The organism is Marinobacter nanhaiticus D15-8W (assembly GCF_036511935.1).
Lineage (GTDB): Bacteria > Pseudomonadota > Gammaproteobacteria > Pseudomonadales > Oleiphilaceae > Marinobacter_A > Marinobacter_A nanhaiticus.
Map to the genome: position 1 here is coordinate 2,387,149 of NZ_AP028878.1, position 13,138 is coordinate 2,400,286.

The following is a 13,138-nucleotide window of genomic DNA, read 5'->3' on the forward strand; positions in this document are numbered from 1 at the left end:
TCGGCAACTCCGCGGAGAGACGGTATGGCCATCAATTTCAACAATGCCCTGGGCGTGCACGAGCAGGCAGTGAATCTTAGGATTCAGCGGGCTGAAGTGCTGGCCAATAACCTGGCCAACGCGGATACCCCGGGGTTCAAGGCGCGGGACATCGATTTCCGCGCAGCCCTCGGTGCTGCCGAGGCGCAGTCCCAGGGACTGGCCATGACCCGGACCGACGATCAGCATATCGATACCGCTGCGGCCATGTCCGAACGCGCGGCGCTGATGTACCGCAATCCGCATCAGCCTTCGCTGGATGGCAATACTGTCGACGCCCAGCAGGAGCAGGCCCGCTTCATGCGCAACGCCATGGACTTCCAGGCCAGCTTCCAGTTTCTCAACAGCAAGTTTACCGGCCTGTCCAAGGCTATCACCGGTGAATAACGGTTTCGCAGGTAGAGGATAAGCAACATGTCACTCGGCAACATTTTTGATATCGCAGGCTCGGGCATGACCGCCCAGTCCCTGCGACTGAATACCACAGCGTCCAACATTGCCAATGCGGAAACCGCCAGTTCAAGCACCGATGAAACCTACCGTGCGCGCAAGCCGGTATTCGCCGCCATCCAGCAGGACATGATGAACCAGGACGGATTTGGTTCTGGCTGGGGACCGGGGAGTGCCGCCTCCGCCGGTGTACAGGTGGAAGGGGTCATTGAAAGCGATGCCCAACTGCAGATGCGTTATGAGCCCAATCACCCGGCCGCGAATGAGGACGGTTACGTGTATTACCCCAACGTCAATGTCGTCGAGGAAATGGCGGACATGATGTCCTCCTCACGCAGTTTCGAGATGAATGTGGATGTCATGAACACGGCCAAGTCGATGATGCAGCGCATCCTCACCCTGGGCCAGTCTTAAGCCGACTCAGTAAGGAGTAAACCATGAGCGCGATTACCGGCACGTCCGCCTCTGATGTACTGAGTCAGTACCAGATACAGAGCGAGCAGAATTCAGCCTCCAGCGAACTCGGCAAGAACGAGTTCATGGAGCTGATGCTGGCGCAGATGAAAAACCAGAACCCACTCGAACCCCAGGACAACGGCGACTTCATCGCCCAATTGGCGCAGTTCAGTTCGCTGGAAGAAATGCAGGGCCTGTCCGGCAGTGTCCAGGACGTGGTGGGTCAGTTCCGTTCCACCCAGGCGCTGCAGGCCTCCGCCATGGTGGGCCGGACCGTCATGGTTCCGTCCCAGACCGGCATACTAGGGGTCTCGGGTGAAGTAACCGGCGCCATTGAGGTACCGGCCACCACATCAAGCCTGCGCGTGGACATCATGAACTCCTCCGGCGAGTTGGTGCGTCAGCTTGACCTGGGTTCCGCCCAGTCCGGCCAGAAAGCCTTCAGCTGGGACGGAAAGGATGCCAGCGGCAACGATATGCCGGAGGGCACCTATCTGATCAAGGCGAATGCCAGTTATACCGGCGGAACCGAACAGCTCAGCACGATGGTCAGCGCCAATGTGGACAGCGTCTCATTGGGCACCAGCGGCGGTGTAACCCTTAATCTGGCAGGTATGGGATCGGTTGCCCTGTCAGACGTGCGGCAGATTAACTAACAGAATTAAAGGTGAGGTGAAGTATGGCGTTCAACATCGGTCTTAGCGGTCTACGCGCCGCGTCCGTGGATCTGGATGTCACCGGCAACAACATTGCCAATGCCAGCACGGTCGGTTTCAAGGGAAGCCGCGTTCAGTTTGGCGATCTCTATGCCAGTGGCTTCATGTCCGCCGGCAATAACCCGATCGGCGATGGCGTGCGTGTTCAGGAAGTGGCGCAGAAATTCGGCCAGGGTAATATCAGTTTTACCGACAATAACCTGGACCTGGCCATAAATGGCGATGGTTTCTTTATCCTGAACAACAATGGCGAGGTGCGATATTCCCGCGCCGGTCAGTTCGGTATCGACAAAGATGGTTTTGTGGTGAACAACCAGGGGATGCGGGTTCAGGGTTTCCAGGCAGACGAGGAAGGTAACCTGTCGGGTGTGCGGGGCGATCTGTTTATCGACAGCGACAACCTTGCGCCGCGGCGGACCACCAACATTGCTTCCGAACTGAATCTGGATTCCCGCGAAGCGGTCCTCGCCGAAAGCGGCACGCGTATTTCGACGCGTAGCTACGCGCCAGGCGCTTCCACGGGTGAACAGACGCTGACGTTGACCTATCCGGACGGCACGACACGCGACGTTGCAGTCGCGGCCGACAGCTCCGCACGGCAAATTGCCAACACGCTGAGCCAGGAAGAAGGCGTGAGCGCCTCTGCCAGAACCGAAGTGTTGCTGGATGGCACCTCAATCCAGGCGGACGACATCTTTACCCTGGAAGGCGTCGATTTCACCCTCCAGGACACCGATGCCAGCGGTAACCCGCTATCCAATGCCGAACGCCTGCAGCAACTGGCAGACGACATCAATGGCTCTTCCCTGAGCAGCATCAACGCCACGATCACATCCACTGGCGAGCTGCGCCTGATCTCCAGTCGCGGCGATACCCTGCGCATGAGCTATGAAGACGTGAATAGCGATGGCGGCGCCATGGCGTTCAGTAGCGGTGGCGCGTTATCCAACGACAGCACCAACCCGTCCACACAGGTCGGGCAGGTAAGCATTACGCTGGATCGCGATGTCCAGCTGGCCGCGACCCCGATGGCGCCATCCACAACCACCATACTCGACGGCGTAACGCCAACGGCGTTCACCAGCAACACGTTCGATCCGACGGACCAGCGTACCTACAACCACGCCACGTCGACCACGATCTACGACAGTCTGGGCAATCCTCATGTGATGACCCAGTATTTCGTCAAGGAGCCGCCAACCGGCGTGAACCAGGGGAGTGTCTGGTCGATGTATGTCCAGATCGATGGCCAGAACGTGGGTGACCCCCCCAATGCCAGCGGCGAGCCGACCATGGCGCAATTCGACCTGTTGTTCAACGAAGAAGGTGAGCTGCAAAGCGTCAACGGTGATCCCGAAGGTGAAATCCTGATTTCCAACTGGACGCCTCGGGATGCAAACGGCGATCCGAACGGCGCCGATGGCCCGCGCCTGGTGGCGAATGGTGGAACCACGCCGATTCCGGATCCCCCTATCAGCTCCAATTTTGTGATCGAGCTGAACGAGACGACCCAGTACGGCAGTGAGTTTGCGGTCAACGACCAGTCCCAGAACGGCTACACCACCGGTCGCCTGAGTGGCCTGGACGTATCCAACGAAGGGGTGCTGTTTGCCCGCTACTCCAACGGTCAGTCCCAGACCCTCGGGCAGGTTGCCCTCGCAACATTCCGCAACGCCGAAGGTTTGTCGCCGGTGGGCGAAACCACTTGGGTAGAGACCTTTGAATCCGGTCAGCCCATTATCGGCTCGCCGGATAGCGGTACGCTCGGCGCGATCAAGGCCAGCTCCGTGGAAGAGTCCAATGTCGATCTTTCGGCGGAACTGGTGAACCTCATCATTGCCCAGCGCAACTACCAGGCCAACGCCAAGACCATCGAGACTTCGGATTCCGTCACCCAGACGATTATCAACCTCCGCTAAACCTCCTTTCCGCAGCAGCCGTGAGCCCCTGAGGCCAAAGCTGCTGCGGATTCTTCACTTTCTGGCACGACTCCTGCAATGACTCTATCAAGAGTCAAAAATCCGGCAGGAGTTTTCCCATGGATAAATCCATCTTTATCGGTATGTCCGGTGCCAAGCAGACCATGCTGGCACAGCAGGCCCATGCCAATAACCTGGCGAACGTCAACACCACCGGGTTCAAGCGGGACTTTGCCCAGGCCCGGAGTATGCCGGTATACGGCGAGCACTTCCCGACCCGTGCCTATGCCATGACCGAGCGCCCGGGTACCGACCTTTCTGCCGGCGCATTGATGGAGACCGGTCGTGGCCTGGACGTCGCTATTGGCGGCGAGGGCTGGCTGACGGTGCAGGCCGAGACAGGCGAGGAGGTGTTTACGCGCTCGGGCAGCCTGAGTGTCGACGTCAACGGCCTCATGCGCACGGCAACGGGTGAGCCGGTCCTGGGCAATGGTGGGCCTGTGGCGCTGCCCCCCTATGACGGCCTGGTCATTGGGCAGGACGGCACCGTATCAATCGTCCCGGTTGGGGGTCCGCCCGATCAGCTGGTCCAGGTGGACCGCCTGAAACTCGTCAATCCGCCACAGGATGCCCTGATGAAAGGGACCGACGGATTCATCCGTCGCAAGCCGGATCAGGCCATCGATGGCGCCGAGCCGCTCGATGTCAACGTTCGTGTGGAATCGGGTTTTCTCGAGGCGTCCAACGTCAATGCGGTGGAGGAGATGATCTCCAACCTTGAACTTGCTCGTCAGTATGAGATGCAGGTGAAGGTCATGCAGACCGCAAAAAGTAATTCAGACGCGACGGCACGGCTGTTGCAAAACCTTGGTTAATAGCCGGATTTAGCCGGAGAGGATGACCGAAAAGCGGCAAGTTTTCGCCGTTTCGAGGATCGATTCCACGCAGGAGACAAACAATGCATCCAGCTCTTTGGGTCAGCAAGACAGGTTTGAGTGCGCAGGACACCAATATGTCCACCATCTCCAACAACCTGGCGAACGTTAACACGACAGGCTTCAAGCGTGACCGCGCGGTCTTCCAGGACCTGCTGTACCAGATCAATCGCCAACCCGGCGGCATGTCGACCGAGAACTCGGAACTGCCATCCGGCCTCCAGTTGGGTACGGGTGTGCGTGTCGTCGGCACCGCAAAACAGTTTACCCAGGGTAACCTGCAGGTGACCGAGCAGCCGCTGGATATGGCGGTCAATGGTCGTGGCTTCTTCCAGGTGCTGCTGCCGGACGGCGAAATCGCCTATACCCGCGATGGTCAGTTCCAGCTCAATGCCGACGGCGATGTCGTCAATGCCAACGGCTATCCGCTCGAACCGAACATCAACGTTCCGGAAAACACGACCAGTATCACCGTGGGTACGGATGGCACGGTATCTGCCGTGGTCGAGAATCAGGCAGCTCCCGTGCAGTTGGGCAATGTCACGCTGGTCAACTTCGTGAATCCACAGGGCCTGATGGCGGTGGGTAATAACCTGTTCCGTGAGACCAACTCCAGCGGTGCCCCCCAGGAAGGTGAACCGGGTATCGGCGGCCTTGGCACGATCGAGCAGGGGATGACCGAGTCATCCAACGTCGAGGTGGTTGAAGAGTTGGTGAATATGATTACCACCCAGCGCGCCTACGAAATGAACTCCAAGGTGGTTTCCACCACCGACCAGATGCTCCAGTTCCTGTCCCAGAATGTCGGCTAAGGCCGGGTAATGGGTAAGGGAGGTTAAACATGAAATTCCGATTCTCACCGCTCCTGATTGTTTCGCTGGCCCTGTTGGAGGGGTGCCAGGCTGTCAGCCGTCCGCGCGCGATGCCTGACGATCCGGCCTATGCGCCGGTTAAGGCCCAGGCCATGATGCAACGTGATGCGTCGTCCGGCGCGATCTATCAGACCTCCCGGAACTTCAATTTCTATGGCGATACCGTTGCGCTCAACGTTGGCGACATCCTGTTGGTATCGCTGGAAGAGCAGACACAGGCGTCCAAGGACGCCAAGAGCAGTATCAAGAAGGATAACGAGCTCAGCTTCAACGATGGGTCGATACTCGGGCTGAACAAACTGAATCTCGCCACCAATGCCAATCTCGAGCGGGATTTTCAGGGGGATGCGAAGGCGGATCAGAGCAACAGTCTGAACGGCAGCATCACGGTTACGGTCACTGAAGTGTACCCGAACGGTATTTTGCGGATCCGGGGCGAGAAGTGGCTGTCGTTGACCAACGGCGACGAATTTATTCGCCTGACAGGCCTGGTGCGGCCCCAGGATATCAGCCCGGACAATACGATTTCCTCCAACCGCATTGCCGATGCCCGTATCGCTTACGGCGGCACCGGCGATTTTGACCAGGCTACCCGACAGGGCTGGCTGTCACGCTTCTTCAACAGTGAGTGGTTCCCGCTATGAAACCGGTCCGCGCGTTCATTGCGTTCATTGTCTTTGCGGTGCTGGTGCAGCCAGTTCTCGCTGACCGCCTGAAGGATATGGCGCGGGTACAGGGCGTACGTTCAAACCAGTTGGTGGGTTATGGCCTGGTGGTCGGTCTCGACGGCACCGGCGATTCGGCGCCATTTACCGACCAAACCTTCAGGAACCTGATGAATCAGTTCGGCATTACCTTGCCGCCGGGCGTCAGTCCCAAGCTGGATAACGTCGCAGCCGTCACCGTACATGCGAACCTGCCGCCCTTTGCCAAGCGCGGACAGGACATTGACATTACGGTGTCTTCCATCGGCAATGCCGACAGCTTGCGCGGCGGTAGCCTTTTGATGACGCCGCTCAAGGGTGCAGACGGCCAGGTGTATGCGATGGCCCAGGGCAGCCTGGTGGTCGGCGGCTTTGGTGCCTCCGGCCAGGACGGATCGCGGATTTCCGTGAACGTACCGAGTGTGGGGCGTATCCCCAACGGTGCCTCTGTGGAGCGCGAAGTGATTTCCCCGTTCAGTCGCGGCGACACCATTACCTTCGATCTGCTGCGCCCGGATTTCACGACGGCACGGCGTGTCGTCGAAACCATCAACAACACCCTGGGGCCGGAGATGGCATACGCTCACGACGCGACCTCCATCTCCGTCAAGGCGCCACGGGATCCGTCCCAGCGGGTGAGCTTCCTGTCCGTGTTGGAAAACATGGAAGTGGATCCCGCGCAAGAGGCGGCGAAAGTCGTGATCAATAGCCGTACCGGTACCATCGTGGTGGGCCAGAACGTCCAGGTGAGCCCTGCGGCGGTTACCCACGGCAACCTGACGGTCACCATCGAGGAAAATCCGCAGGTCACCCAGCCGAATCCGTTCGCGGGCGGCGACACCGTGGTCACACCGGACAGCACGATTACCACCACCCAGGAGCCGGCACGGATGTTCAAGTTTGGTCCCGCGGTAACGCTGAACGAGATCGTCCAGGCGGTAAACCAGGTGGGCGCAGCCCCAGGTGACGTGATGGCCGTACTCGAAGCCCTCAAGCAAGCCGGCGCACTGCGCGCCGAGTTAATCGTTATCTAGGTGATGTGATGCAGGACTCTCGCGTCGATACTGCCCAGTTCTATACCGAATTCAGCGGCCTGAATGCGCTGAAGACCCAGGCTCGCACCGATAAAAGGGCGGCGCTGGAGCAGGTGGCCAAGCAGTTCGAGAGTCTGTTCATGTCGCAGATGCTGAAGTCCATGCGTTCTGTGAACGATGTATTTGCCGAGGGCAATTACCTGAACAGCAGTCAGTCGAAGTTCTACCAGGAGATGTTCGACAACCAGCTTACCCTGTCGATGAGCCAGAACCAGGGTTTGGGGCTTTCAGACGTCCTGGCACGGCAGCTTGCCCGTCAGATTCCCGGTATGGACAACGAGGGGGAGAGGGCAGCCGGCCATAGGGCGAGTATTACCGATTACGAGCGAAGCCTGCCTCCGTTGTCGCCCAGACTGCCGGCCCAGGTGAACGAAGTTAAGGCCATTTCCGAAGACGTTGCCGTGAAAGAACCGGTTGCGGATGAAACCGCTACCGAAGAACTGCCGGAGAGCTTCGAGTCACCGGAGCACTTCGTAGAGACCCTGCTACCGATGGCTGAAGCCGTCGCTGGCGATTCCGGCATAGACCCTCGGGTCATGGTGGCCCAGGCTGCGCTCGAGACGGGTTGGGGCAAGCACATGATCAAGGGCGGCAATGGCGAACACAGTTTCAACCTGTTCGGTATCAAGGCGGACAGTCGCTGGCAGGGCGGCTCTGTCGACATCCTGACCTCCGAGTATCGTGAAGGCATCAAGATGAACGAACGTGCCGCGTTCCGGGCCTATCCGGATTACCAGGCCAGTTTTGAGGACTATATCGGCTTCCTGGAGCGCAATCCGCGCTATCGGGATGTGCTGGCGGTTGCCGATGATCCGGAGGCATTTGCCGACGGCCTGCAGGCCGCGGGTTATGCGACTGATCCGGCGTACGGCGCCAAGATCCGTCGCATTCTTAACAGTGATTCCTTCGAGGCGATCACGGGGCAGTCCCTGTCCCTGAACCAGGGTGGTGAGGAGTAGAGGAAATGGCTGGTCTGATTAACATTGGCCTGACCGGCATTCTGGGTCACCAGTCGGCCCTGAATACGACGGGCAACAATATCACCAATGCCAATACGCCAGGCTATAGCCGTCAGCAAACGGTCTTTGAAAGCCAGACCGGGATCACTACCGGCGCGGGCACCATTGGCTCTGGCGTTAGCGTCAGCGAGATTCGGCGCATAACGGACCAGTTCGTCGTTAACCAACTGCGTTCCGACACCTCGTTGTTCAGCGAGCAGGATACACTCAATACCGAACTGACCCGACTGGATAACCTTTTGGGCGGGGAGTCGACTGGCCTTAACAATGCCCTGAACAACTTCTTCAGCAGTATCCAGAGTGCGGCGGAAGATCCCGCGGCCTTGCCGCAGCGCCAAATGGTTCTGAGTGAGGCTAAAGGCCTGGTCAACCGGTTCCAGTCGCTGCACTCCGAGTTTATCCAGCAACGCCAGTCGGTAACCGGCCAAATGCAGGCTGCGACGTCTGACGTCAATTCTCTATTATCGAGTATTGCCGAGTTGAACCTGGCAATCTCCGAGAGCCCCGGGATTGCCCAGGGTAATATGCCCAACGACCTTATGGATAAGCGCGACGAGAAGATTCGCGAGCTATCCAAGCTGATCCAGGTCAAGGTAACCGAAGTGGATGGTAACCAGGTCAACGTCAGTCTCAGTGGCGGGCAGGCATTGGTCGTTGGTGGCCAGGCGTCCCAATTGCTGACGGAAACGTCCGCTGCCGATCCGACCAAGCTGGACTTCAAGCTGAAGACCGGCAACCGTATCAGCGGCGTCACCGACCAAATTATCGGAGGCGCCCTGGGCGGTCTGCGCACGTTCCAGAACAAGGTGCTGGAACCGGCCTTCGACCAGCTTGGGCGGATTGCTTTGGCTGTGTCCGACAAGGTCAACAAGCAGCACAGTATCGGGATGGACCTGGAGGGCGACCTGGGTGGTCTGTTCTTTACGGATATCAATACCCGTGCGGCGCAATTGGATCGTGTGACGGGGAACGAAAACAATGTTCCTCCTAACGATGGCGTAATTTCCGTGGAGATCACCAATACGACCGATCTCCAGGCCAGGTCTTATAATCTGCGCTTTACCGGCGCCAATGGCGAGAATTTCGATCTGATCGACGCTGAAACCGGTGAGATCGTGCGTCAGGGGCAGTTACCCGATCCGCTCCCGGCAGAAATCGAGATGCCGGGCTTCAACGTGCATATCGAGTCCGGTTCATTCCAGGATGGCGACAGTTTCCTGGTGCGCCCGACCCGTAACGCCGCGGCCAATATGGATCTGCAGATCAATCGCGAGGAAGACCTCGCGTTTGCGACGCCAATCCAGGCCGAAGCCGATATGGGCAACACCGGTAACGGCAGTATTTCCCAGGGCACCATGCTCAGCACCCGAAACCCGCTGACCAACGTGCCGCTGGATGAGTTCAGCCAGCGCGGACAACTGTCTCCGCCGCTGATGGTGCGCTTTACGTCGGGTAGCGCCTACGAAATCCTCGATGCGTCTGACCCGACCAACCCGGTCGCACTGACGCCGCCGGTCACCGGCACGTTCCAGCCGGGGGTTTCCAACAAGCTGTTCTCCGAAGACCCCTCCGACCCGAATTATCGCGGTTTCCAGTTCGAGATCAGCGGTAATCCCGAGGCCAACGACGTCTTTATGATCAGCTACAACAGCGACGGTGTATCCGACAACCGGAATGCCACGTTGCTCGGTGGACTGGGTACGGTCAACACGATGAATGGCGGCAACCAAAGCTTCAGCGAAGCCTACGCCGGGCTGGTGGAAACCGTCGGTGTAACAACCCGTCAGAGCCAGTTGGATCGGGATGCCGGCCAGGCACTTCTGGAGCAGTCCACCAACCAGTGGGAATCGGTATCGGGTGTGAACCTGGATGAAGAAGCCGGCCGTCTGATCCAGTATCAGGCAGCCTACAACGCGTCAGCCAAGGTGATGAGCGTGGCTCAGGACCTCTTCGACACGTTGCTGGGTACCTTTAACTAATGCGTCCTTAGGCGGGAGTTACCATGCGTATTTCCTCACAGCAAATCTTTAGTGGTGGCGTGAACCGGCTGCAGGACCTGAACACGCAACTACAAAAGACCCAACAGCAAGTCTCCACGGGCAAGCGGGTGATCAATCCGTCCGACGATCCGGTGGCCGCTGCCCGTATTCTCAAGCTTGACCAGGAGAAGGCACAGATCGATCAGTTCCAGCGTGGCATCGATCTGGCGCAGAACCGCCTCCAGCAGGAGGAGAGCACGCTGGCGGACATAACCGACGTTATCCAGCGCGTGCGCGAATTGACGGTACAGGCGGGGAATGGCGCGTTGTCCGACTCTGACCGGCGCTCTGTCGCTTCGGAGCTGCGTGAACGCCTGGAGCAGCTCGGCGGATTGGCCAACACCCGTGACGCCTCAGGCGAATATATCTTCAGCGGCTTCAAGGGCAGCACGGAAGCCTTTACCAAGAACGTTTCCGGTGATTGGGTTTACCAAGGGGACGAAGGCCAGCGCAAGCTGGAAATCGATGTGGGCGTAAGCGTCGCGATCAGTGACAATGGCAAGGGGCTGTTCGTTGATGTCGCCTCTAACAACCCGACATTTTTCGCCGAAGCCAGTTCCGGGAATACCTCCAATCCGCCGGCCACGATCAGTTCCGGCATGATGCTCGACCAGGAGGTCTTCAATGGCGTGTATCCGGATGACCTGATCATCGAGGTGGACGCCACTGCAGGAACCTATACCGTGACCAACCGGTCGACGGGTGCGGACCTGACGCCCACCAACAACGCATACGTGAGCGGGGAGAGCATCCAGGTTGCCGGTATCCAGTTCGAAATCACCGGTGCGGCTGACGGCGACAAATTCATGATCAAGACCGCCGATAAGCAGTCGATGTTCGGTACCATCGAAAAGCTGATCTACGGCCTGGAAAACCAGCCGAAGACACCGGCGGTGGCAACGGTCAACAACTTCGCACCGCAGGCTGGCGATACCCTGACTGTTAACGGCGTGTCCTTCACGTTCGATGCAGGTGATACGCTGTCGGACCTGGCGGATGCCATTAATGCCAGCACTGACGAAGCGCTGGCGGGCGTCCGCGTCGACACCGCCAACCTACCGGGATCGATAGCGATCGAATCCGTGAACGGCGATCTCGAGATGGACGCCTCGGGTTGGGCCGGCGACCTGACGACGGACGGCGCCAAGTTCCAGGACATCGACATTGCAGGCGGTACCCTCCAGCCGGACAGCGCCGCTTCCACCCGCTACGCCAGTGGCCAGCAGACCTTCGATGAGCTGATCGCTGATTCCCTAGCCAATCTGGACAACGCGCAGGAGAGCATCCTGACCACCCAGACCCAGATCGGCGGTCGATTGAATGCAGTGGATTCTACGCGTGAATTCCTCACGGATTCCTCGGTCTACACCGAGCAGATCCGCTCTGAACTGCGCGATGTGGATTATGCCGAGGCCATCAGCCGCCTGAGTTTCCAGAGCTTTGTGCTGGAAGCGTCGCAGCAGTCTTTTGCGCGGGTATCGCAGCTGTCGCTGTTCGATCGTCTTTGATCGATTTTTCCGTTAGCGTCCCGCTTTTTGCGGGGCGCTAGTTGACCTCACAAATCGCCTCAGTATAATCGCCACACTCTCCGATTGCCGGGGTGGTGAAATTGGTAGACACGCGAGACTCAAAATCTCGTGCAGGCAACTGCGTGTGGGTTCAAGTCCCACCCCCGGCACCATTATATTCCAGTGTGTTTAGCGCATTCTCCGGGACCTGAATAACAGCCTTTGGCCCGTTCTCTCGTGACAGGCCCTTGAGATAGGTCCTTTTCCACGAACGGAGCCAAGAACGGCCAAGATCGGGTCGAGCCGCCATGAAAGTCTCTGATTTCCATTACGACCTTCCGGACGAACTGATCGCGCGCTACCCCCTCGAAGACCGTACTGCCAGTCGAATGCTTCACCTGGCCGGCCCTACGGGTGCGATCAACCATGGCCATTTTCGTGACATCCTCGGCCTGCTCGAACCGGGCGACCTGCTGGTATTCAATAATACCCGGGTGATCCCGGCGCGAGTCTTTGGACAGAAGGAAACCGGCGGCAAGCTGGAAATCCTTGTTGAACGCGTCCTCGACCAACGCGAGCTGCTTGCGCACATCCGTTCGTCCAAATCACCAAAGGCTGGCCAGTTGATCCACGTCGAGGGCGATGGCGCTTTCCGTATGGTCGAGCGCCAGGGTGCGCTATTCCGGTTGGCGCTGGAAAAAGGGGCTGACTCCGTTCTCGACCTGCTGGAAGCGGTAGGGCACATGCCGTTGCCGCCTTACGTGGACCGACCGGACGAATCAGCCGACCGTGAACGCTATCAAACGGTCTATGCCCGCGATCCCGGCGCGGTGGCCGCGCCTACCGCAGGTCTGCATTTCGATGAATCTATACTGTCGGAACTGGCTGAGCGGGGTATTGAACAGGCGTTCGTGACACTTCATGTGGGTGCCGGCACGTTCCAGCCGGTACGGGTTGATTCGATCGAAGATCACCAGATGCACAGCGAAGTCGCCGAGGTGCCGCACGTCACTGTCGATGCGATCAGGCGTACCCGGGAGCGTGGTGGCCGCGTCGTGGCCGTGGGTACCACGTCAGTACGCTCGCTGGAATCTGCCTCTCGGGACGGGGAGCTCAAGCCTTACCAGGGCGAAACCGATATTTTTATCTACCCCGGTTACCGTTTCCAGTGCATCGATGCGCTCGTGACCAATTTCCATCTCCCGGAATCCACGCTCATCATGTTGGTCAGCGCCTTTGCCGGTTACGAGGCGGTTATGAAGGCCTACCGGGAGGCCGTCGATGAGCGCTACCGTTTTTTCAGTTATGGCGACGCCATGTTCGTGACCGGCCAGCGGGCTTCGGAACAGGCTGAGCGAGCCCAGCAGGAGTCAGAACGATGACCGAC

12 protein-coding genes and 1 tRNA gene are annotated in these 13,138 nt (G+C 58.8%); all 13 read left to right on the forward strand.

What is annotated here, in order from left to right:
* Positions 1-24 precede the first annotated feature (24 nt).
* Entirely contained in the window at positions 25-426 is a 402-nt protein-coding gene (flgB, locus tag RE428_RS10700; RefSeq protein WP_004582000.1) for a flagellar basal body rod protein FlgB, read from the forward strand.
* A 27-nt stretch (positions 427-453) separates the two neighbouring features.
* Positions 454-903, forward strand: a complete 450-nt coding sequence (flgC, locus tag RE428_RS10705; protein WP_004582001.1) for a flagellar basal body rod protein FlgC — start codon at positions 454-456, stop codon at positions 901-903.
* Positions 904-926: 23 nt separating this feature from the next.
* Positions 927-1,601, forward strand: coding sequence for a flagellar hook assembly protein FlgD (locus RE428_RS10710; RefSeq protein WP_004582002.1), 675 nt, complete (start codon positions 927-929; stop codon positions 1,599-1,601).
* A 23-nt stretch (positions 1,602-1,624) separates the two neighbouring features.
* The gene (locus RE428_RS10715) at positions 1,625-3,580 is read left to right on the forward strand and encodes a flagellar hook protein FlgE (protein WP_004582003.1); all 1,956 of its coding nucleotides are present in this window, start codon (positions 1,625-1,627) and stop codon (positions 3,578-3,580) included.
* A gap of 119 nt (positions 3,581-3,699) precedes the next feature.
* Positions 3,700-4,455 carry a flagellar basal body rod protein FlgF gene (locus RE428_RS10720; RefSeq protein WP_004582004.1) on the forward strand — a complete coding sequence of 252 codons (756 nt, stop codon included), beginning with the start codon at positions 3,700-3,702 and terminating at the stop codon, positions 4,453-4,455.
* Between the two features lie 83 nt (positions 4,456-4,538).
* Complete coding sequence (gene flgG / locus RE428_RS10725; RefSeq protein WP_004582005.1) at positions 4,539-5,327, forward strand: flagellar basal-body rod protein FlgG; 789 nt, start codon at positions 4,539-4,541, stop codon at positions 5,325-5,327.
* Positions 5,328-5,356: 29 nt separating this feature from the next.
* Positions 5,357-6,031, forward strand: a complete 675-nt coding sequence (gene flgH / locus RE428_RS10730; protein ID WP_004582006.1) for a flagellar basal body L-ring protein FlgH — start codon at positions 5,357-5,359, stop codon at positions 6,029-6,031.
* Complete coding sequence (locus tag RE428_RS10735) at positions 6,028-7,125, forward strand: flagellar basal body P-ring protein FlgI (protein ID WP_004582007.1); 1,098 nt, start codon at positions 6,028-6,030, stop codon at positions 7,123-7,125. Before flgH ends, RE428_RS10735 begins: the two co-directional genes overlap by 4 nt.
* Positions 7,126-7,133: 8 nt before the next feature.
* On the forward strand, positions 7,134-8,144 hold the full coding sequence (flgJ, locus tag RE428_RS10740) for a flagellar assembly peptidoglycan hydrolase FlgJ (protein WP_004582008.1): 1,011 nt from the start codon (positions 7,134-7,136) through the stop codon (positions 8,142-8,144).
* 5 nt (positions 8,145-8,149) lie between these two features.
* A complete protein-coding gene (gene flgK, locus RE428_RS10745) occupies positions 8,150-10,183 on the forward strand; it encodes a flagellar hook-associated protein FlgK (RefSeq protein ID WP_004582009.1) in 2,034 nt (677 codons plus the stop codon).
* 23 nt (positions 10,184-10,206) lie between these two features.
* The gene (flgL, locus tag RE428_RS10750; RefSeq protein ID WP_004582010.1) at positions 10,207-11,751 is read left to right on the forward strand and encodes a flagellar hook-associated protein FlgL; all 1,545 of its coding nucleotides are present in this window, start codon (positions 10,207-10,209) and stop codon (positions 11,749-11,751) included.
* A gap of 86 nt (positions 11,752-11,837) precedes the next feature.
* Positions 11,838-11,924, forward strand: a tRNA-Leu gene (locus tag RE428_RS10755).
* 135 nt (positions 11,925-12,059) lie between these two features.
* Complete coding sequence (queA, locus tag RE428_RS10760) at positions 12,060-13,133, forward strand: tRNA preQ1(34) S-adenosylmethionine ribosyltransferase-isomerase QueA (protein WP_004582011.1); 1,074 nt, start codon at positions 12,060-12,062, stop codon at positions 13,131-13,133.
* Positions 13,134-13,138: the final 5 nt, after the last annotated feature.